This window comes from Nitrospirota bacterium (genome assembly GCA_016235245.1).
Taxonomy (GTDB): domain Bacteria; phylum Nitrospirota; class Thermodesulfovibrionia; order Thermodesulfovibrionales; family UBA6898; genus UBA6898.
In genome coordinates this window covers 125,333-146,264 of sequence record JACRLO010000006.1, presented here as the reverse complement: position 1 = coordinate 146,264, position 20,932 = coordinate 125,333, and the positions used below count along the sequence as shown (strand labels likewise).

Below are 20,932 nucleotides of genomic sequence, written 5' to 3'. Positions count from 1 at the left end.
ATTAAACATAGCACAAAATCTAATTATTTGCAAAATATGACTTCTAAAATGCATCCCTTCAGTTATGGGCGATTCATAACACACCCTTCTAATTGCAACTTAATCTCAATTTCAGGTATAATTGCAGTTATGGAATGCAGAACCTTTCAGGATTTTCTTGTTGGCCGTGGCCTGAAACTCACCAAGGAGCGTATGGCAGTGGTTGGCGAAATCTTTTCGACGCACGGCCACTTTGAGCCGGAGCATCTCTATTTCAGGATCAGGGGCTCGGGCATCAAGGCATCGCGTGCGTCGGTATACAGGACCCTGAACCTCCTGGTAGAAAGCGGACTGGTAGAGCGCATTTCGCGCTCCGAAAAGGGCAATGTCTACGAGCTGACTTTCGGTCACAAGCACCATGATCATATGGTATGCACAGATTGCGGCGATGTGATCGAATTTTATTCCGAAAACCTTGAAACGATCCAGAATGACATTTGCACGAAGTACAGTTTTGAAGGAACAAGCCATACACTTGAGATACGGGGTAAGTGCAGATCATGCAGAAAAAGAACATAAGAGACGAGAAGCAGTCATACCGCAGGATTGTTCTGGTGGGGAACCCAAATGTCGGCAAAAGCGTCATCTTCGGACTCCTGACCGGGCAATACGTCACAGTCTCTAACTATCCAGGCACAACGGTTGAGGTTGCCTCAGGCAACCTTACCCTCGCTAACGAAAAGTTCCTGCTCGTTGACTCTCCCGGCATCAACAGTTTCATCCCGATGAGTGAAGATGAGCGGGTAACGCGGGATATCCTCCTTGCCGAAAAATCCGATAATATTGTACTTGTCGCTGACTCAAAAAACCTCAAGCGTGCGCTCATGCTCCTCATCCAGCTCGCAGAGATGGCTCTGCCCTGCATCCTTGTTCTGAATATGGAAGATGAGGCAAAGGCACGGGGCATAGATATTGACTATCGCAGACTGGAAGAGTTGGTAGGCATCAAGGTGATCGGCACGGTCGCTCCGCAGCGCAAAGGGCTTGGCAAGCTCAGAGACTCTATTCTAATGCCCCAAACCCCGAGGCTTTCCACTGACTATGGAAAGGTCATAGAGGAATATGTCGTTGCCATATCATCGCTGTTGCCGGAAGCGCACATCTCGAGGCGTGCCCTCAGCCTGATGATCCTGGCCGGTGATGAGAGTTTAAAGATATGGTGCATAGCTCACCTCGATCCAAAAACTATCGACAAGATCGAGGACCTGAGGTACGAGGCCGAGACGCGGGCAAAGGAGCCGCTCTCTTCCATAATTTCCCGTGCGCGGATCGGGGCTGCGGAGAAGGTCGTGCTGGAAGTCCAGGAGAGATATGAGCCCGAATCCGGGCATATTGCCCGCTGGTTAGGTAAATGGACCATGCATCCGATCGCAGGCTTATTCTTTGTCTTTTTCGTACTCTTCTGTTTTTATGAATTCGTCGGCAGGTTCGGCGCCGGCACCCTGGTCGATTTTTTCCAAAATGTGGTATTTCAGACCTATCTTAATCCTGTCATTGCAAAGACCGTTAAAACGCTGATACCGTCGCCCTTTATTCAGGACTTTTTTGTGGGCCAGTATGGTCTCTTCACCATGGCGCTCACCTATGCGGTAGCCATTATCCTGCCGATTACCGCAACTTTCTTTATCGCCTTCGGCTTCCTTGAAGACAGCGGGTACCTGCCGCGTATTGCGGTCCTTACCAACGGTGCATTTTCAAAGATCGGCCTCAACGGCAAGGCGGTGCTGCCAATGGTGCTGGGCCTTGGCTGCGGAACTATGGCAACCATGACCACGCGGATACTCGAGACAAAAAGAGAACGGCTCATTGCGACCTTTCTTATTGCGCTGGCCATCCCCTGCTCTGCCCAGCTTGGAGTGATCCTTGGTATGCTTGGCCCCTATTCCATAAAAGTCGCTCTCTGGTGGATAGGTACGCTTCTTCTGGTGCTCCTGCTTGCGGGGACCATCACATCCAGAGTGCTGCCGGGAAGCAAGGCAGATTTCTTCCTCGAAATACCTCCCATGCGCATGCCGCGTATGGGAAATATTTTCATGAAGACCATCGGCAGGATAGAATGGTATCTGAAAGAGGCGGTGCCTCTTTTTATCCTGGGAACACTTATTCTTTTCGTGCTTGATAAGACCCATATGCTGAACTGGATAGAGCAGGCAGCCTCTCCGGTGGTGGTGAGGTTTCTCGGTCTGCCCCAGGAGGCGACTGCAGCATTTATTCTGGGATTTCTGAGAAGGGACTACGGCGCTGCAGGCCTCTTCGAGCTGTCAAAGCAGGGGCTGATGAACGAGCATCAGGTGATCGTGAGCATCATAACCCTTTCACTCTTTGTACCCTGCCTGGCGAGCTTCTTTATGATCATAAAAGAACGGGGGCTCAGGACATCGCTTTTGATGTTCGCACTTATTACGGTCTTTGCCCTTATTGTCGGCGGGGGAATAAATCTTGTCCTGACCCTCTTCTGACAATCCTTTACAGTCCTTTCATAAGGCGGGTATAATCTACCTTACCGTGAAACCGAAGCTCATCATTATCCTTGTCCTGTCTTCCATTCTTATCGGCGGCATTGCAGGCGGCTATGTAGCAATCGCCAAGGGCATCCCTTCGATCGACGAGCTCAAGCATTACCAGGCTGGCGGCGGCACGAAGATCTACGCAGACGACGACGTTATGATCGGCGAACTCAAGGCAGAAAAGGGCATTTTTCTTTCAATCAACAGCATCCCAAAACAGATGACCAATGCTATTGTTGCGGTTGAAGACTCACGTTTTTTCAAGCACAAGGGCATAGACTACATCGCTATTGCACGTGCGGTTGTGAAAGACATCATTCACGTAAGCCTGAAGGAGGGCGGCAGCACGCTCACCCAGCAGCTTGCCAAAGTAGTATTTCTGTCGTCTGAAAAAACCATGAAGCGAAAACTTCTCGAAGCAGCCCTTGCCTTCAAGATCGAGAAGAGTCTCAGCAAGCAGGAGATCCTTGAGTTGTACCTTAATAAGGTCTATTTCGGCCACGGGGCCTACGGCGTTGAAATGGCGGCGCGCACCTATTTCGGGAAGTCTGCACGACAGCTTACTCTCGCAGAGGCAGCCATGATCGCAGGTCTGGTCAAGGCCCCCACAACCTATTCGCCCTTTAATGATCTCACACGGGCAAAAGAACGACAGAACATTGTCTTAAGCAGAATGGAAGAGGAAGGATATATCACGAAACAGGAACGGGAAAGCGCATACAACCAGCCCCTGTATCTTTCGAGCCTCAAAAAAGGAATTGAGGCGCACAGCTATTTTGTCGAATATATCAGAAAATATCTGGAAGAGAAATACGGAGAAGAGGCAGTGTACAAAACAGGCCTCAAGGCATATACCACGCTGAACAGGGCCATGCAGCTTTCTGCGGTCAATGCCATGCAGAACGGTCTGCGAGAAGTTGACAAGCGCAGGGGATGGCGCGGCGCAGTCGAAACTAAAAAGGGCATTGACATCGATAAAGAAATGAAAACCCGGGACTTAAGTACAATGGTCATGAATAATCCCGGCGATATCTACACCGGCCTCGTCCTGAAAGTCGCTGCTCATGAGGCAACGATCAAGACCCGCGGGCTGCTTGGCAAGCTCTCGATCAAGGATGCGCAGTGGGCATCGAAAACACTCAACAAGTCGGGCAGTGTCAAGGTCATAAAGGACTTCAGCCTGACCCAGATCCTCAAGCCAGGTGATGTGGTAAGGGTCAGCATCAAGAGCATCCAGAAAAGCAGCGTTCTGCTTGCCCTTGAGCAGGAGCCGGAAGTTGAAGGTGCGCTTATCGCTGTTGAGCCATACACCGGGTTTATCAGGGCAATGGTCGGCGGGTATGACTTTTCCCGGAGCGATTTCAACCGTGCCGTTATGGCAAAGCGGCAGCCGGGCTCATCCTTTAAGCCGATCATCTATGCTGCTGCGATGGACCATGGGTTTACGCCGGCAAGTCTTATCGTGGATGAGCCGGTCACCTATTCGGGAGGTCCCAAAGGCGACTGGACTCCTGAAAACTATGACCACAAATATTATGGCCCCACACGCCTCAGAGAAGCGCTGACCTTTTCGCGCAATGTCGTGACGATCCGTCTTACCGATACCATGGGCCTCGATGCACTTATGAACTTTTCGCGTACCATCGGAGTTACTGCCGACATGCCGCGAAACTTGAGCATTGCGCTCGGTTCATTCAGCATTACACCACTTGAAATGGCGATGACGTACAATGTTTTCGCAAGCACCGGCATGAAGTCGAAACCTCTTGCCCTGAAATATCTGACTGACAGCAAAGGCAGGATTCTTGAGACAAACGAGCCTGAACCTGAACAGGTGATCAGCCCCCAGACAGCATTCCTCATAACCTCCATGATGGAGGATGTTGTCAGATATGGAACCGGCTGGCGGGCCAAGGCCCTGGGAAGGCCTGTTGCCGCAAAGACCGGAACGACAAACGATTATAAAGACGCATGGTTCGTCGGCTATACCTCAAACCTTGTGGCTGCAATCTGGGTAGGGTTTGATAATGCAAAGACGCTTGGGGCGCAGGAGACCGGAGGAAAGGCTGCTGCACCGATCTGGACCATGTTCATGGGCAGTGCAGCCAAAGGAGAATCTGAGGGATTTCAGCAGCCTGAAGGCATCGTCAGTCTTTATATCGACCCAAAAACCGGGCTTCTTTCCCGGGATGAATCGGGCCTGAAAGAATATTTCAGGGAAGGCACACAACCAAAACAGTATTCGTCATCCAAATCCGTATGGGAAATAAGAGATCCGACCCAATTCAACTTTGATTAGAGATAACTGCTCAGGTGGATAGTCTCAGGGTTACTCCGGAGTGAGTTTAGGCAGACAACGGAAGCGCAGAAACAGACGGAATGTCTATTTTTTCTTTGATACCTGTTTTGAAATAAAGACAACGCAGTCTTCGCAGATCCTGCCTGACTCCGTATTGCAGATCATACGGTTCAGTTCCCAACAGGGCTTGGTCTTGTCTATATACGCAGAGCACTTACCCTTCCGCTCCTCAGGGCAACTGGTTATCTCCCAGCAGGGAGCATAATCAAGAAGCTTCTTGATACCTTCAATGCTGATCTTCTGGTTATGGATCAGGTCCCTGAGGCACCTCAGCCACTTGATGTTATTCTCGGAATAAAACCGGTTCTTGTTCCTGCGTGCCGGCTTGATCAGGCCGTGCTTCTCATAAAGCCTGAGTGTCTGATCAGTTGTTCCGATCAGTTCGGCGACAATGCCAATCGGATAAAGAGGAAGGCTCTGTTTCTCCTCGTCACTAAGATCCTTTTTGACTTTATCTTTTGCCATCGCTGTTTCCGTTGTCTGTAGAGTAGAAAGGCATTCTGTTAACCACAGTTATTAATACACTTTTGAAATGAAAAATGCAAGATTTTTGTATTCATTGTCATTTTTTATAGATCTATAAAACCGTTGCAAATCCTTGACTTCTCTCATTTTTCTTAGGTAATATTAGCCTACTTTTCTCCCAAGGAGATTTCAATGCACGAAGAAAAACTGTTATCTGATATTTTCATAAATGTTCATACGGTTCCACACTATGTTTCTTATGCATTCCTTGCGTCTCTTATTCTGATTGTAACTGCCTTTATGGTTAACAGGTCTCTGAAGCTTGTTCCGACCGGCCTCCAGAACTTTATGGAAACCATTGCAGAGGGAGTTCTGGGCCTCTGCGAGGATAACATAGGCCATCACTGGGCAAAGCATTTCTTCCCGCTCATAGGCACAGTTGCCCTCTATGTTGCTGTCTGTAATTTCATGGGTCTTATTCCGGGCTTCTATTCTCCGACCAGCAATATCAATAACAACGTTGCCCTGGCGATTCCGATCTTTCTGGCGACCCATGTTTACGGCCTGAGGGTTCACGGCATCGGCTATTTCAAGCACTTCCTCGGGCCTATCCGGTCACTCCCTGCGCTGCCGCTTATGATGCTCATATTCATCATCGAACTGATCGGCCATCTGGTCAGGCCTGTCACCCTTTCGGTCAGGCTCTTTGGAAACATGGTGGCCAAGCATATCATCCTGCTCGTGCTTGCAGGACTTTCACCCTGGCTGGTTCCGACGCTTATCCTGGCGCTCGGCTCTCTGGTGAGTGTTATCCAGGCCTTTGTTTTCACCCTGCTTACGACATTGTATCTCGCTGGTGCCGTTGAAGAGGCACATTAAATCAAAGTCTTTAAGAAAGGAGGAAAGAACAACATGAAAAAAATTCTTTCTCTCGCACTGCTCACATTCGCTGTTATCTGTCTGCTCGCTCCGGTAGCTGTTTTTGCTACTGAAGGGGCTGCTGCACCGGCTGCTGCACCTGCTGCAGATTCCGGTTCAGGCAAGGGGATGGCCGCGCTTGCTGCAGGCATCGCGATCGGTATCGCTGCTCTTGGCACAGGCATTGGCCAGGGCATGGGCCTGAAGGGTGCTACCGAGGGTATTGCAAGGAATCCGGGAGCTTCCGGCAAGATCACGACGACCCTGATCATCGGTCTTGCCATGATCGAGTCCCTTGCAATCTATGCGCTTCTCGTAGCGCTCGGCATCCTGATCAACGCAAAGATGTTCTTCTAGGAATATCCTTCTTGTATCATAAAAAAGGCCGTGTTTATCACGGCCTTTTTTATTTGTTCCCGTTCCAGACTTTGTGGTAATTTAGATCATGGCCGGGAAGATAATCTCTCTTGCAGTCCACCCTTTTAATGAGAATTGCCACCCTGTCTGGAATTCATGAAATCAGTCTGCACCATAGGCATTGCCGGCTACTCAGGCTCAGGCAAAACAACCCTTATCCGAAAAATCCTTCCTGAATTGAAGGGGCAGGGGCTTGCTGTCGGGGTCCTCAAACATATCCATCATAAGCTCAACATCGATATCAGGGGAAAAGATACCGATATTTTTTATCGCGCAGGAGCGGATTTTGTTTCTGCGCATGACGATCATCAGGGCTTTGCGCGATACCGGAGCGGCGCCATGTCCCTCGCTGAGCGTATCCGGAGATTCCCTTCTTCGCTGGATTTAATAATTGTCGAGGGGCATAAGGATATCGATATCCCCGGCATCTGGCTGGAGACCAAATCTTCGGCAGGAGAGACCGGGAGATTGTGTTATGGCAGCAGATCGATACTATTCAGGGACGATCCGAAATATCATCTCAAGGCCCTATTGCATATACGGCAGGTATTGGAGAGGTTCCACTTGCGACGACCCGTCATGGCCGGTTTGCTTGTCGGCGGCAAAAGCATGCGCATGGGAACGCCTAAATCACTGCTGAAGATAAAGGGCAGAACCATGGCTGCAAGGTCTTTCGATATGCTTTCTGCCGTTTCGGAGAAGACCATACTGCTCGGTTCGGGGAAAATCCCCGCGAGCCTGAAAACAGCTGATCGCCTTGCCGATCTGCCAGAGGTAAGCGGTCCGCTTGCCGGCATGCTCAGTGCTTTCAGGTGGGCGCCCCAAAACACATGGCTCATATCCTCGGTAGATATGCCATTGATGCAAAAAGAGGCCTGGAAATGGCTCCTGAGTCAGCGGAAACCGGGTGTTTGGGCTGTAATGCCGAAGATAAAGGGACGCAAAGGTCTTGAGACTACCGGCGCGATATATGAGCCCATGATATTTGGGTATGTAGAGTCACTGGCTGCTGAAGGGATAACATCGCTGCAGGAGATAGCGAAGCACGGGAAGGTCATTTCACCGGCGATACCGGAATCCCTCGCCTGCGCCTGGAGCAATGTCAATACTCCCGGTGAATGGGAAAAGATCCTCTGGCGCACAAAAAAGCTCTGAGGCAAATGCAAAAAACTGTATTCTGCCTTTGATGATTACAGTTGAAGTGTTGTCCGGCGTATCGTTCCCGCTGTTTTGAGGTTTACATATGCCGCCTATTTAATTGAGATATTGAGCGTATAATCTGCAACCGAGTCTTTCTTCCTGGCGCCGGCGCGCATCATGAAAACCCTGATCAGGTAATCTCCCGTTTCAGGCAGAATATTAGACCAATCTGTTTCTTCGCTTTTGGATATCTGACTTCCGTCAGGCAATCTTACGATAAAGTAAGTGTATATATTGGCAGACTTCAGATGTACGGTCATTGTCTGATTGGCCCGCGCACGGAGCAGGTAATCCTTTGTTTCATAACCATGGATTAGACCGCTGACCGTAGCTGAAACAGCGCCCTTTTTAAAGGTAACCCTTTCCGGCTTATCCGTCTGCTTTGCAGAATCGGGAAATTCAAGAGCCTGGGCATACGTGGGCATTACCGATACAAAAAGCATATATGCGGCAGCTATCATTACGGCAAGAAAAAGCCTTCCTGCCGCACGGTTTACTCTATAAGACCTGTCTAATATCCCTTTGAAATTCATCACCTTATCCTGTTCATTACATGAAGATTATACCAGACGATGATCTGCATATAACACGGCAATAGCCTGCAGTGCAGGGCCTCACAATTATGCAAAGGGCAATTTTGCCTCTGCGCGGCTGACAGAGTATCTATGATCCGGATCATAGGAATTTACCATGGCTTTCGGTAATCTGAGAATAATGCATATACCGGATTAACGAAGCAGAAACAGGTGAGAAATGAAAACGTGTCCCCGATGCGGGAAAAAGTTTAACTTCTGGCAGCGTGCAGTGGGTGAGGCCAAAGAACATCTGCGGATTTGCACAAGTGAGGAAAAGAAGAAGGACCTTGCAGGTCTTGCGGCCCATTGCAGAGGATGTCCAGCCGGCTGTTTTGAGAAGATCGGAAGCCCTGAGGAAGAATAGCGGATTTTCATTATTAGTTTTACCGGCACTTATTGAAATAGACCTCTCTGATAATGTTGCAGATAGACTTCGGTCCAAGGTTCTGATAGCATTCATCATAGGGGAATGATGATTCCCGAAAGCATTGCGTATGAACAGCGATACGAAAGGAGGAAGACCATGGGAGACAAAGGCGGCAAGAAGGACAAAGAGAAGGGCCAGAAACAGAAGTCGGCCAAGCAGGCACAGGATCTGAAGAATAAAAAGGGCAAAGAGCCAAAAAGCGCAATGAAATAAGGGAAATGGAAAATTATAAGCTTGTCCTTCCTGAGCATCTGAACCATTACGGATATCTCTTCGGCGGGTATCTCCTTCAGTGGGTCGATGAGGCAGCCTGGATCTGTGCAAGCCTCGAATACCCTGCCTGCAGATTTGTCACTGTGGCTATGGACAAGGTTGAGTTCAGAAAGAGCGTACGTCAGGGAGCAATACTTCGGTTCGAGGTGAAGAAGACAAAGGCAGGCAATACCTCTGTCCATTATGCTGTCGAGGTTTTTTCTGACCAGCTCAGAACAGGGGGAGGAGATGCGATATTTTCGACAACCATCACCTTTGTCTGCCTCGATGAGCAAGGCAGGAAGACCGGTCTGCCGAAGCTTTAAGAGCGGTCCGGGAGTAGTTCGTGTATGCATGCCGACGAGGCGAGAGTTCTACGAGTTCGAAATGATAGCCATCTACAAAAAACTTCAGGGCACGAATTGCGGCAAATGCGGAGAAGCCACATGCATGGCCTTTGCGATGAAGGTTAAGAAAGCGCAGGCAAGCCTGGGGGATTGCCCTTTTATTGAAGCCGGCACCTCCGGGGAAACGCAGCCGCAGCAGGCAACAACAGGATTCAGTAATTATGAGCAGGTGAGTGCTGATCTTGAAAAAGAGGCGCTCAAGATCGACTTCAGGGAAGCTGCGGAAGCGGTGGGGGGAGAATATCAGTCTTGCGACAACCGTGAAGTCATAAGGCTCAGGATGCTCACCAGGGATTACGAACTCCATAAAGACGGTCTGTTCATGGACGACGAATACTGCAGCGATGCATGGACAAAGATCATTGTGTATGACTATCTCCGCAGGCAGGGCAGAAAGCCTCTTGCCGGAGAATGGATCAGCCTCGGCAATTTCCCCCATACCGCCTCTCACGTCAAGGCCTTTCAGGCCAACGCCGAAAGAAACGTGATCGAGACCTTCAAAAACGATCTTGATGGTCTAAAGCAGCGCTGCCTTGAAATCGGAGGAACCGAAATCGGAAGCAGTATAAAGGCGGATTATACTGTTTGTTTCGACCTTCTTCCCCGTGTTCCGCTTTATCTTTCCTTCTGGCAGGCAGATGAAGAATTTGATCCTGACTGCAAGATACAGTTTGACAGCGCAGCGGAAGACCATATAGATATCGAGTATCTTGCCTATCTTCTGGAATTGTTTGTGAAGGAGTTGACCGGGGATAAGCGTTAGGAATTGTATGGAGAAATCTTCCCGAGAATCGGCACGCACTAAGCTGAAGATAACCAAGAAGACTCTCCCCGGCAAGAGCACTGATAACGATTTTAATAAAAGGAGCCGGGGACAGGTGTGACAGAGCAGCTTCGCTATATGAGAGGATAAATAGGGGGTGGCTCCCGATGCCTGGAACCACCCCTGCATTAACCAAATGGAATGCCTATTTTTTCTTCTTATCTTCTTTCTTCTTCTCGTCGCCCTTCACCTCAACGCCGGTTGCCTTCATCGTGTAGTGAATGGTCACCTTGGCCCCTTTTTTCAGATCGCCGGTTATCTTGGTGTCTTTATCGCGGGCAATCTCCCACTTTTCGTCACCTTTCTGAACAGTTATGGAGTCGTCCTTGACATCCAACACCGGGCCGGTAACCTGATAGGTCTTTGAACCGGCAAATGCAAATGATGCAAACAGCAGAAGTGCCATACAGAAAACCGCAATACGTTTCATGAATTTTTCTCCCTTGGCTGCTTATTTTGTAGTGCTCCCAGGAGCACATTACGTACCGTAAGGTTTTATGCACGTTATATCATTAAGCCAGTCGCTTGTCAATAATTGGGTATTCCTCCTTTATGCAAAAAACAGGACGGATATTTTCAGCGAGGTTGGACAGCGCATGACGCATAGCCTTTAATTATTTCACTTCTTCTGAAACAGTCGGTTGAGTGGTCATTCACCATCCCCGTTGCCTGCATATGCGCATAGCATATTGTGGAGCCCATAAATTTAAACCCTCTTTTCTTCAGATCACGGCTCAATGCATCAGACTCATCACTCGTTGCGGCATAATCAGTCAGTTTTTTTATGGTATGAACCTTCGGCTTATTGTTTACGAATGCCCAGATATAGTTCGAAAAACTGCCATGCTCCTTCTGAACCTCCAGAAATCTTCGGGCATTGTTAACCGAGGCCTCGATCTTCAGGCTATTTCTGATTATTCCGGGATCCTGGATCATCCGTTTAATGTCTGACGTCCTGAACTGCGCCACCTCCTCAGGATCAAATCCCCTATATATCCGACGATAATGGTCTCTCTTGCGTAAAACCGTGTACCAACTCAGACCGGCCTGGGCTGCCTCCAGGGTGAGGAACTCAAAGATGGTCCTGTCGTCATGGATAGGAACACCCCATTCCTTATCGTGGTACTCGACATAGTCCGGTTTGGACAGATCAACCCATGGACAGCGGGTCAGTTCAATTCCCTGCTTTTTTATCATCTGCTCAGGTCCTGTTCCTATTCTTTTCTTCTGAATTCCCCGCTTTTGCCGCCTCGTTTTTCAACAAGCACCATCTCTGACAGCATCATCTCCTTGTCTACTGCCTTACACATATCGTAAATTGTCAGGGCCGCAACTGATACAGCAGTCAGCGCCTCCATCTCAACTCCGGTCTGCCCAAACGTTTTTGCCGTTGCCTCTATGCGTACCCTGCTTTTCCCCTCTTCTACAGTCAACTCTACAGAGACAGAGGTGAGGTTCAGCGGATGACACATGGGAATGAGTTCCCAGGTTTTTTTTGCAGCCATAATGCCCGCGATCCTTGCCGTGGCGATGACATCTCCTTTGGGTATGCTTTTATCGAGAATCAAATGAACTGTTTCAGGCCGCATCGATACGAAACCACGCGCCACCGCCTCCCTCATCGTTGCCTTCTTTTCAGAGACATCCACCATCCTGGCGTTTCCATCTTTATCGATATGGGTCAGCACCTTATCCTCCGATTCTCGACATATTTTTGAGCGCATTCAGATCATCCCGTTGATCGATGTTATGACCTTCAGGTTTTACCGCTATTGCCATGCGAAGCAGCCGTTCTATTTCAGTATCCGAGGACTGAGGTCTCAGCGCGGGTTTAAGGTCTATCTCGGTTTCTGAAAAGAGACAGGGTCTGAGCTTTCCGTCTGAGGTGAGACGAAGCCGGTTGCATTCACCGCAGAAATGATGCGTAAGTGCGCTGATGAAGCCCAGCACACCGGGGGCGCCTTCAAAACTGAAATAGCGTGCCGGCCCGTCTTTTCGAAGTCTTACCGGGATGAGCTGCCCGATTTTTTCGACAGACTTCATGATCTCTTCAGTCGAAATGTATCTTTCATCGCTCCAAAGGTCCCTGGACCCGATCGGCATGAATTCAATGAAGCGTACATGCCGCCGGGTATTGAGAGTCATGAGGGCAAAATCGGTCAGTTCGTCGTCATTAAGATGACGGATCGGAACCATGTTTATCTTGATCGGCAGCAACCCGGCCTTTTCAGCCGCATCGATGCCTTTCAGCACAGAACCGATATCTCCGCACCGTGTTATTTCCCTGTATCTGTCGGCCCTGAGAGTATCGAGACTGACGTTGACCCTGTTAAGTCCTGAGTCGGCAAGTCCCTGGGCGTATTGTTCCAGGAGTATTCCATTTGTGGTCAGACTGATATCTTCAATCCCCTTTATGGCCTTCAGTGACGATATCAGATAGAGGATATTCTTCCTTGTCAGCGGTTCCCCGCCGGTGACCCGGACCTTTCTTACCCCAAGAGATGCGGCTATAGTGACTACCCTTACGATCTCCTCATAGCTCAGTATGTCCTTGTGTTCAAAAAGACTTAGCCCCTTTTCAGGCATGCAGTAGACGCACCTGAGATTGCACCGGTCGGTGATCGAGATGCGCATATAATCTATGACGCGAGAGAAAGTATCCCTGAGTTCCATATCGTTATCATACTATCATTCACAGTCCCAAAAAGGGAATAAGTGCTGTAAGGGGGCTACTTGTTTCAGCCACAGGCTTTATGGCAGGTTTTGCCATGGAGGGGAAATAGGTTCTCTTAGTTTCAGCGTTAAGGAGGGTGTAGGGAAAAAGCCGGTAAAAGAGGTATCCCCCAAGACAGAGTGGGGCATTGAAGGAGGCGTGCGTAGTTCCTCTGAATTGCACCGGCAGGTGAGCCTTCTTGTGGTCGAGAGCATCAGAAAACGATAAGGATATCATTGCTGATCTGCACTACGCATCAGTTCCGGTGATGGCCTGCCTGTGTGATACCCCTGGCTGTAGTTGATGCCAACCTGTTTAATCGTCTCCAGTATTTTGTCATCCTCCACGCATTCGGCGACGGTCTGTATGCCGAATTCCCTGGCCAAAATCGCCATGGTTTTGACAAATACCAGATCTTTTTTATCATTGATCATATTCCTTATAAACTCCCCATCGATCTTGACGAAATCGATGGGGAAACGTTTTATGTAGTTGAAGGAGGAGAAGCCCGAGCCGAAATCGTCGATAGCGAACTTGAACCCCTCTGATTTCAGATCATGCACAAACTTTTCGAGCAGAATGATGTTTTTTACCGTGTCCCGTTCGGTTATCTCAAATACGATGCTGCTGTGGTCTATTTTGTACTTGTTGGTCAGTTTCAAAACGCCAGGAATGAATTCCTTGAGGATGAGAGACTTTGGTGAAAGATTGATAAAAAGGTACCCCTTGTATCCCTCGTCTTTCACCTTCCGGAAGACCTTCTCCATGACGACGTTGTCGAGTTTACTCACGACGCCAAGGCGTTCGGCAAGCTCGATGAACTCTTCAGCGTCCAGTATCCCCTTGTCCGTCCTGATCCTGCTTAGGACCTCGTGGCCATCGGCTTTTCCGGTCTCCAAATTGATAATAGGCTGGAAGTAGGGAATTATAGTCTTCTCTTCAATGGCCTTCATGACCATAACGGACTTTTCTCCTGTCTCCCTGAATACTTCCACCACGTCCTCTTCCGTGGGGATGAGAATGGTATTTTTACCCTCGCTCTTGGCTTTGTACATCATGTTGTCGGCAAACATGAAGAGGTCCTTTGCGCTCTCGGCGTGAACGGGGTAAACGGCAAACCCGATCGAAACCGTGGCCTTGACCTTCGTGCCGTCCTGTGCCGTGAGGGCGAACAACCCGGCATTCCCCAGTATCCTGGTTGCGATGAAGAAGACCTGCTCTTCATCGGCATCGGGCAGGACTACTACGAATTCGTCCCCGCCGTACCGCGCAAGGATGTCTCCGTCCCGCAGTGTATCGTGAATACGGTCGGCGATACCGGTCAGAAAGCGGTCACCGAAAATATGCCCGTGGGAATCGTTGATGTTTTTGAAATTGTCGAGGTCGATCACCAGGAGAGAGAATTTTTCGTTGTGCCGCTCGGCCCGCCCGATTTCGTAGCCGAGCAGTTCCCAGAAGAGTCTCTGGTTGTAGAGGTTTGTCAGCGGGTCTCTCGTGGCATAGTATTCGAGGTCTTTGGTGTATTTGTCGATGGCCTTGATGGACCCTACCACATTCAGCAGCGTCGTCAGGACCCCGTCGATTACGAGGGACCTGATGGTGTCTTTTGTCATCTCCGACTGAACCCCTATGCCCACCACCCCGCCTATCTGCGGGTTCTGAAGAATGATCGATTTGGTCTGGAGTTCTATGTCGTCTTCTATGAGTCCACTCAACATCTGTGACCTGTCGGCTATATTGTGGTTGATTTTCAGCGTGATGTTTTCAAGCCGCATATTCTCGCTTGTTACTTTCTGCCGGATGATCCTCTCGACGCGCTCCTTTATTTCTGCTGATGGGGTGATAGTCCAGAAGACCTCCAAATCATAAATTTCTTCGTCGACCTGGAAGATCGAAAAAAGAGTATAGGCTCTTATGACCTTGTTGATTTCAAGGAGCAGATGCATAACATGGTCTTTCCAGTCTTTTACGACCTCGGAGGTGATGACGAACTTCTCCAGCAGCCTGAGCTCGAATTCAAGGACCTCGCGGTCCACAGCCACGTCCCTGATTCTATTTGCAAAACTCGTGAATTCCTGCAGAAGAACGTTGAATTCAACAAACCCGGTCTCCACGGAGTCAAGGTTGTTCAGCTTTGTCAGATCTCTGACGCTATTTATTTCACTCACCCTTTCATGAAGAAAGGCGGTAGAGCGTTTTATCTTTGCATTCAGAAATGTTGCCACTGCCCCCGCCAGGATAAAGGGGATCGGCAACATCAGGAAAAAATATACGTTGAATTTTCTCTTCGCCTCTCTGATCGCAGGACTGATATCCTGCTGGATCTTCATTACGCCGAGGACTTCTCCGACACGCGCCTCGGCATGGCACTTCAGGCAACTGCCCTCCGCCTTGATCGGGTAAATATTAATGACAATGGGGTCTGCTTTATAGGTTATGGCATCGCCGGTCCGGAAAGAATTTACGATATTTCTGCCCATTTCTGGCTGCTCTATCCTGCCATACTCCTTTTCTACCGTCTCCCCCCTGAAGATTTCCACCTTTAACGGCAGCTGACCTCGCATGCCTTTTGCCGACTCAAGAAACTTGTTCAGTTCTTCCCTGCTCCAGCCCCTCTCCATAAGCTGCAGCATTGAATCGTACATCTGCCGCGATACCGCATCGGAGACCTCATCAGCATTCCTGATAAACGAATTGCGATAGATCGACGATACAACCAGATACGTCACATTAAAGCTTATGAATGACGCTATCACAACTGCCACGCCGGCAAATATTTTTATACGGAACTGTGTGGTAAGCAGATTTTTCAAAACGGGGATCTTCTCAATTATCTGCAATATCGTCTCGCCAATTTTATCGAATGTCTGCATTAATGCTCTTGCCTCCCTTTAATCGTCCGGGGTTTTTCTGCGCCACTTGTGGCAGGGTATCATTGCCGCAACTCCCCCAGGAATGAAATGATAGTTCAATAAGAAGCCCGAATTCAAGATAAAATGAATCTTCTTTCTGGATGGACCCATGAAAGTTATCGATGCCACAATACCCATTGCCTCACACACAAATCTATATCGGGTAGAGATGAAACGCTGGTAACATTTGAAATGGGCAATTGGGTATAATGCAAATATGTTGCGTCATCTGAAGATCTTTCTGGCAGCAACGCTCCTTTTAGCGGTGCTTTGCATGCTCATACCGTCTCATGGGTCTGCTGAAGGTCCGGTCAAGATAGGTGTTGCCTCGATGATAACGCCGGTCGATGCGGTGAAATATTACCAGGATGTTATTGATTACATTGGCGAGCAGATCGGCCAGCCTGTCCAGATGGTGCACAGGAGGACCTATGATGAAATGGACTCCCTGCTCGAAAGGAGCGAGGTCAAGATAGCCTTTATCTGTTCCGCTCCCTATGTGAAGAACAGGGAGCAGTTCGGTGTAGAGCTGCTTGTCGCCCCGAGCGTAAGTGGCAAGCCTCTTTATCACTCTTATATTATTGTGCCTCTGGAGAGCCCCCTGAAAACCTTTCCTGAGCTGAAGGGAAAGACCTTTGCCTTTACTGACCCGAAGTCCAATACCGGGAAGCTTTATCCTACCCATCTTCTGAAGACCATGGGCTATACACCTGAACGATTTTTCAAGAGATTCCTTTTCAGCTACAGCCATAACAAATCGGTCGAAATGGTCGCCAAGAAGATCGTTGACGGGGCAGCGGTCGAAAGTATTGTGTATGACCATATGATAAAGACCGGTTCTCCCTATGCCAAACAGACAAAGGTTATCAAGCGCTCTCCTCCGTATGGCATCCCTCCTGTGGTAGTGACAAAGGACATCGATCCGATGTTGAAGAAGAAGGTGAAAGACGCCTTTCTTGCCATGCAGAATACCCCGCGTGGAAAGGCGATCCTCTCGGCCATGATGATAGACGGGTTTGTCGAGGTCCCTGACAAAAACTATGATTCGATCCGGCAGATGGAAAACAGCACGGTGGACAGTTCAAGGGCTGCCGTGAAGTCCAAAGACAAAAAAACCGTCTATTTCGGCGTGATACCCAGGGACAATCCGAGGATCCTGTATGAAAAGTATCAGCCCCTCCTTGATTATCTGGCCGCAAAGACACCGTATGCGTATGAACTTGTCCTTAAGAAGAACTACGAGGAGACCGTGAATTCTCTTGGCAGCGGGGAGGTTGACCTCGCACTGCTGGGGCCATTAACCTACCTTGAGGCGCATTCGAAATACGGTGCGATCAGTATTCTGAAATCAAGAGGCATCGACAACACTACAAGCTATAAAAGTGTGATCATAAAAAAGAAGGATTCACCGGTCAGCAGCCTCTCTGAGTTAAAGGGGAAAAGTTTTGCCTTTGCTTCGACCAAGTCGACTTCCGGCAATCTAATCCCTCGGTATCTTCTTGCAAATTCAGGGATACATCTCAATAATCTCACCAAGTATGCCAATTTTGATTATCATGATTCGGTCGTGAAGGCCATTTTAAAAGGGCAATATGCAGCCGGAGCGGTGAGAGACTCTACCGCGAGGAAATATATGAAGCTTGGCATAGAGATCATCGCAGAGTCTGAAGCGATCCCTACCGGGCCGCTTGTTGCGGGTGCCGGAACGCCATATGCGGTCATAGAAACTATCAAGAAGGCGCTCCTTGCACTCAATCAGGACAAGGACGGCCAGAAGATACTGAAGCGCCTCGATGAGGATTTTAGAAATGGATTCAGCGAGACTTCGGACGGCGATTACGCTGAGATCCGTTCAAAGATCAACGCTGTCCCCCAGACCTGCGGCGGGGGATGCCATCCGAAAATAAAGCTATGAACACGCTTCTGCATTTATTTTCCTCACTGGGGCTTCAATCCAAATTTATCCTGCTCACTACGAGCTCTATTATCGTGGTCATGAGCATTGTCGGCTATGCGGCGGTGCAGAGGGAGAGGAGCCTTCTCTACGCCTCTGTCGAAAAAGAAGGGCGGTTGCTCGGCGAAACCCTTGCGATACCGATCATCAATGATCTGATCTATGAGAGGCTCGGTCTTGTGGAGGAGGGAGGGCTGCTTGATAACTATATCCTGGAGATCTTTCAAAGAAAGGATATAGACCTGCTCTTCATAGCGATCCTGGACGACGAAGGCAGGGTAATATCTCACAATGATATTAGCCAATACGGCAAGGTTTATGAATATTCCACCCGGTTGGCGGAACGTGCCTTTGTCTCAGACAGCACAGTCGTGCAGCGTTATGGGGTGAAGGATCACGATGTCCTTGATTTCGGCGTTCCTCTTTCCATAGGCAAGAAAAGGTGGGGTACCCTTGCGTTTGGGGTCTCCCTTGAGACGGCCGACCATGAGATCATCTCCACAATAAGAAAGGTCATTGCCCTTACGATAACGCTTGTTATTGCAGGTTTTGCGATTATCCTGTTTTTGAGCAGGCGTTTTATCAGCCCCATAACCCAACTTGCAAATACCATGGAAAGAGCAAGCGGAGAATATCTGGACCTCAAGGTCGAGGTAAAGGGGCACGATGAGCTTGCTGTCCTGGGAGAGAGGTTTAACAGCATGATCGAGAGGATCAGGCAGGCGAATGAGGAACTGAAGAAGACCCATGAGAAGCTTGTCCAGTCCGAGAAGCTTGCCTCGGTCGGTATTCTTGCTGCCGGCGTTGCCCATGAGATCAACAACCCCCTCGGAGGAATATTCAATTGTCTCCAGATGCTCAGGCAGAGCGGCGATAACCCTGAACTGAAGGTGAAGTATCTTGACCTTGTAAACGAAGGACTGGACAAGATAGAAAATACCGTCAGCAAGCTCTTATGGATGTCGCGGAAGGCCGAACATGCACCCGTCGACCTGAATATCAGGGACTCTGTAGGGAAAGTATATTCCCTGCTTGAATACAAGCTGAAGAAGAGAAAGATTACATTCAGGAATGAAATCCCGGAGGACCTGCAGTTTATATTTGACGTGCACGATTTCCAGCAGCTCCTGCTGAATCTGTTTATCAATGCCAATCATGCCATGAGGGAAGGCGGTACCCTTGAGGTCAGAGGACATAAAGACGACTCGGCGGTATACCTTGAGGTTGCCGACACCGGCTGCGGCATTGCACCGGAAAATATCGGCAGAATCTTTGATCCCTTTTTTTCGACCAAGCCTGTCGGAGAAGGGACTGGTCTTGGGTTATGGTTGACCTATGAGATAATCAGGAACTACAATGGTGAAATTTCCGTGGAAAGTGATGAGGGTAAAGGCAGCAGATTCATCATGCGGTTCCCCACGGTCCTGGAATCATGAAAGAAACTATTCTGCTTATAGAAGATGAAAAGATCATGCGCGTCACCCTTGAAGATGCACTCAAGGGTGCCGGCTATGAAGTCATTTCTTTCGAAACAGGAGGCCCGGCCCTACAGGACATAAAGGGTCATTCCTGTGATGTCGTTGTGACTGACGTCAGGCTCCCTGACATAGACGGTTTTGATATTGTCAGGGAAATACATCAGCGGAGTGATACGCCGGTAATCGTAATGACTGCCTATGGCACGATCAAGGACGCCGTTGAAGCGATGAAGCTCGGCGCCTTTGACTATATCACCAAGCCCTTTAGCCTCGATGAATTTCTTCTGCTCGTTGAGCGCGCCCTCGAAATTAAGAAGCTCAAGGAAGAGAACATCAGACTCAGAAAAGATCTCGGCAGATGCTACGGCGGCCCTAATATCATAGGCAGCAGCGACGTGATGAAAAGGGTCTTCTCCCTTATCGAAAAAGTCTCTGCGTCGGATGCGACTGTCCTCATCCTTGGCGAAAGCGGAACAGGCAAGGAGCTTGTTGCCTCGACGATCCACTACCAGAGCAGCAGAAAGGGCAGGCCTCTTATCAAGGTGAACTGCGCTGCCCTTCCTGAGGGCCTTATCGAGAGCGAACTCTTCGGACATGAGAAAGGGGCGTTTACCGGCGCGGTAAAAAGAAAGTCAGGCCGGTTCGAACTTGCCGACCGCGGGACCATATTCCTCGATGAGATCGGTGATTTGCCATTGCAGGCACAATCGAAGCTCCTCCGTGTTCTGCAGGAGAAGACGGTCGAGCGGGTGGGCGGCACCGGGAGCATAACAGTTGATGTGAGACTCATTGCGGCGACGAATAAGAATCTCGATGAGGAAGTGAGGGCAGGTCGTTTCAGAGAGGATCTGTTTTATCGTTTGAACGTAATCCCCGTCATTATCCCTCCGCTCAGGGAAAGAAGAAATGATATCCCCGCTCTTATGGAATTTTTTATGGATAAATTCCGGTCCAGGTTATCGAAGAAGGTCCGGTTTTCGAAAGAGGCGGTTGATACCCTCCTGGCGTATGATTATCCGGGCAACGTCAGGGAGCTTGAAAATATCATTGAACGATGCGTTACGCTTTCGACCGATGAAGTTATCAGCAAAAATGAGCTTCCTCCTCTAATGCGTGCAGATGAGTCAATGAAATCAGACAGGTTGTCTCTTTCGGACGTGGCGGCGGATGCAGAGAAGGAGCATATCAAACGGGTTCTTCAGACAACGCAAGGCAACAAGACAAAGGCTGCGGAACTTCTCGGTGTCAGCAGAAAGACCCTTTGGGAAAAGGCCAAGTCATACGGAATAGAATAGAGAAAATTGTAAGTTGTTACGTTATGGTAACGTGCTGCGCTATTTCACTCAAAATATTTTCTCATTAAAAACAATAAGTTAGTCCTCCCTCAGTAAGTAACGGTTTCTTTTCTGTAACATATCAAAAAAATAAACCCTTAATTACCGTATGTTTCAAGTGGCAAGGTAATTGTAATAACGGCGTTGGATAT

At 49.1% G+C, this 20,932-nt stretch carries 20 protein-coding genes; 13 read left to right on the top strand and 7 right to left on the bottom strand.

Going from position 1 to position 20,932, the window contains the following annotated elements:
• Positions 1 to 129: 129 nt before the first annotated feature.
• Genes HZB31_03210 through HZB31_03200 form a run of 3 tightly spaced genes read left to right on the top strand, consistent with a single transcriptional unit; the run spans position 130 to position 4,845 of the window.
• The gene (locus tag HZB31_03210; GenBank protein MBI5846947.1) at positions 130 to 558 is read left to right on the top strand and encodes a transcriptional repressor; all 429 of its coding nucleotides are present in this window, start codon (positions 130 to 132) and stop codon (positions 556 to 558) included.
• Positions 540 to 2,498 carry a ferrous iron transport protein B gene (feoB, locus tag HZB31_03205; GenBank protein ID MBI5846946.1) on the top strand — a complete coding sequence of 653 codons (1,959 nt, stop codon included), beginning with the start codon at positions 540 to 542 and terminating at the stop codon, positions 2,496 to 2,498. Before HZB31_03210 ends, feoB begins: the two co-directional genes overlap by 19 nt.
• Positions 2,499 to 2,544: 46 nt before the next feature.
• Complete coding sequence (locus HZB31_03200; GenBank protein ID MBI5846945.1) at positions 2,545 to 4,845, top strand: PBP1A family penicillin-binding protein; 2,301 nt, start codon at positions 2,545 to 2,547, stop codon at positions 4,843 to 4,845.
• An 84-nt stretch (positions 4,846 to 4,929) separates the two neighbouring features.
• Here HZB31_03200 and HZB31_03195 read toward each other — a convergent pair whose 3' ends face one another.
• Entirely contained in the window at positions 4,930 to 5,370 is a 441-nt protein-coding gene (locus tag HZB31_03195) for a MerR family transcriptional regulator (protein MBI5846944.1), read from the bottom strand.
• A gap of 192 nt (positions 5,371 to 5,562) precedes the next feature.
• Between HZB31_03195 and atpB the strand changes: the two genes are divergently transcribed.
• The 3 genes from atpB (at position 5,563) to mobB (ending at position 7,860) form a co-directional block, all read left to right on the top strand.
• Positions 5,563 to 6,249, top strand: coding sequence for a F0F1 ATP synthase subunit A (atpB, locus tag HZB31_03190; protein ID MBI5846943.1), 687 nt, complete (start codon positions 5,563 to 5,565; stop codon positions 6,247 to 6,249).
• 33 nt (positions 6,250 to 6,282) lie between these two features.
• A complete protein-coding gene (locus tag HZB31_03185; GenBank protein MBI5846942.1) occupies positions 6,283 to 6,645 on the top strand; it encodes an ATP synthase F0 subunit C in 363 nt (120 codons plus the stop codon).
• 156 nt (positions 6,646 to 6,801) lie between these two features.
• A complete protein-coding gene (gene mobB, locus HZB31_03180) occupies positions 6,802 to 7,860 on the top strand; it encodes a molybdopterin-guanine dinucleotide biosynthesis protein B (protein MBI5846941.1) in 1,059 nt (352 codons plus the stop codon).
• Positions 7,861 to 7,955: 95 nt separating this feature from the next.
• Here the strand turns inward: mobB and HZB31_03175 are convergent, their stop codons facing one another.
• On the bottom strand, positions 7,956 to 8,438 hold the full coding sequence (locus HZB31_03175) for a hypothetical protein (protein MBI5846940.1): 483 nt from the start codon (positions 8,436 to 8,438) through the stop codon (positions 7,956 to 7,958).
• A gap of 275 nt (positions 8,439 to 8,713) precedes the next feature.
• Here HZB31_03175 and HZB31_03170 point away from each other — a divergent pair, with 275 nt between their 5' ends.
• Genes HZB31_03170 through HZB31_03155 form a run of 4 tightly spaced genes read left to right on the top strand, consistent with a single transcriptional unit; the run spans position 8,714 to position 10,329 of the window.
• On the top strand, positions 8,714 to 8,953 hold the full coding sequence (locus HZB31_03170) for a hypothetical protein (protein MBI5846939.1): 240 nt from the start codon (positions 8,714 to 8,716) through the stop codon (positions 8,951 to 8,953).
• Entirely contained in the window at positions 8,950 to 9,120 is a 171-nt protein-coding gene (locus tag HZB31_03165) for a hypothetical protein (protein ID MBI5846938.1), read from the top strand. Before HZB31_03170 ends, HZB31_03165 begins: the two co-directional genes overlap by 4 nt.
• Positions 9,121 to 9,125: 5 nt before the next feature.
• A complete protein-coding gene (locus HZB31_03160; GenBank protein ID MBI5846937.1) occupies positions 9,126 to 9,485 on the top strand; it encodes an acyl-CoA thioesterase in 360 nt (119 codons plus the stop codon).
• 28 nt (positions 9,486 to 9,513) lie between these two features.
• Complete coding sequence (locus HZB31_03155; protein MBI5846936.1) at positions 9,514 to 10,329, top strand: DUF3786 domain-containing protein; 816 nt, start codon at positions 9,514 to 9,516, stop codon at positions 10,327 to 10,329.
• 205 nt (positions 10,330 to 10,534) lie between these two features.
• Here HZB31_03155 and HZB31_03150 read toward each other — a convergent pair whose 3' ends face one another.
• The 5 genes from HZB31_03150 to HZB31_03130 form a co-directional block, all read right to left on the bottom strand.
• Positions 10,535 to 10,819 (bottom strand): hypothetical protein, encoded by a 285-nt coding sequence (locus HZB31_03150; protein ID MBI5846935.1) that lies wholly within the window; start codon positions 10,817 to 10,819, stop codon positions 10,535 to 10,537.
• A gap of 146 nt (positions 10,820 to 10,965) precedes the next feature.
• Positions 10,966 to 11,586 (bottom strand): DNA-3-methyladenine glycosylase I, encoded by a 621-nt coding sequence (locus HZB31_03145; protein ID MBI5846934.1) that lies wholly within the window; start codon positions 11,584 to 11,586, stop codon positions 10,966 to 10,968.
• A 17-nt stretch (positions 11,587 to 11,603) separates the two neighbouring features.
• Positions 11,604 to 12,113: a cyclic pyranopterin monophosphate synthase MoaC gene (gene moaC / locus HZB31_03140; protein MBI5846933.1), complete on the bottom strand. Its 510-nt coding sequence runs from the start codon at positions 12,111 to 12,113 to the stop codon at positions 11,604 to 11,606.
• Positions 12,079 to 13,062, bottom strand: coding sequence for a GTP 3',8-cyclase MoaA (gene moaA / locus HZB31_03135; protein MBI5846932.1), 984 nt, complete (start codon positions 13,060 to 13,062; stop codon positions 12,079 to 12,081). Before moaA ends, moaC begins: the two co-directional genes overlap by 35 nt.
• A 273-nt stretch (positions 13,063 to 13,335) precedes the next feature.
• A complete protein-coding gene (locus HZB31_03130) occupies positions 13,336 to 15,975 on the bottom strand; it encodes a bifunctional diguanylate cyclase/phosphodiesterase (protein MBI5846931.1) in 2,640 nt (879 codons plus the stop codon).
• 256 nt (positions 15,976 to 16,231) lie between these two features.
• Between HZB31_03130 and phnD the strand changes: the two genes are divergently transcribed.
• From phnD to HZB31_03115, 3 genes are read left to right on the top strand one after another with little or no spacing between them, the layout of a single operon-like run.
• Complete coding sequence (gene phnD / locus HZB31_03125) at positions 16,232 to 17,929, top strand: phosphate/phosphite/phosphonate ABC transporter substrate-binding protein (GenBank protein MBI5846930.1); 1,698 nt, start codon at positions 16,232 to 16,234, stop codon at positions 17,927 to 17,929.
• Entirely contained in the window at positions 17,926 to 19,404 is a 1,479-nt protein-coding gene (locus HZB31_03120; protein MBI5846929.1) for a HAMP domain-containing protein, read from the top strand. Before phnD ends, HZB31_03120 begins: the two co-directional genes overlap by 4 nt.
• The gene (locus HZB31_03115; protein MBI5846928.1) at positions 19,401 to 20,741 is read left to right on the top strand and encodes a sigma-54-dependent Fis family transcriptional regulator; all 1,341 of its coding nucleotides are present in this window, start codon (positions 19,401 to 19,403) and stop codon (positions 20,739 to 20,741) included. The genes HZB31_03120 and HZB31_03115 overlap by 4 nt, the downstream gene beginning before the upstream one ends.
• The last annotated feature ends 191 nt before the right edge of the window (positions 20,742 to 20,932 follow it).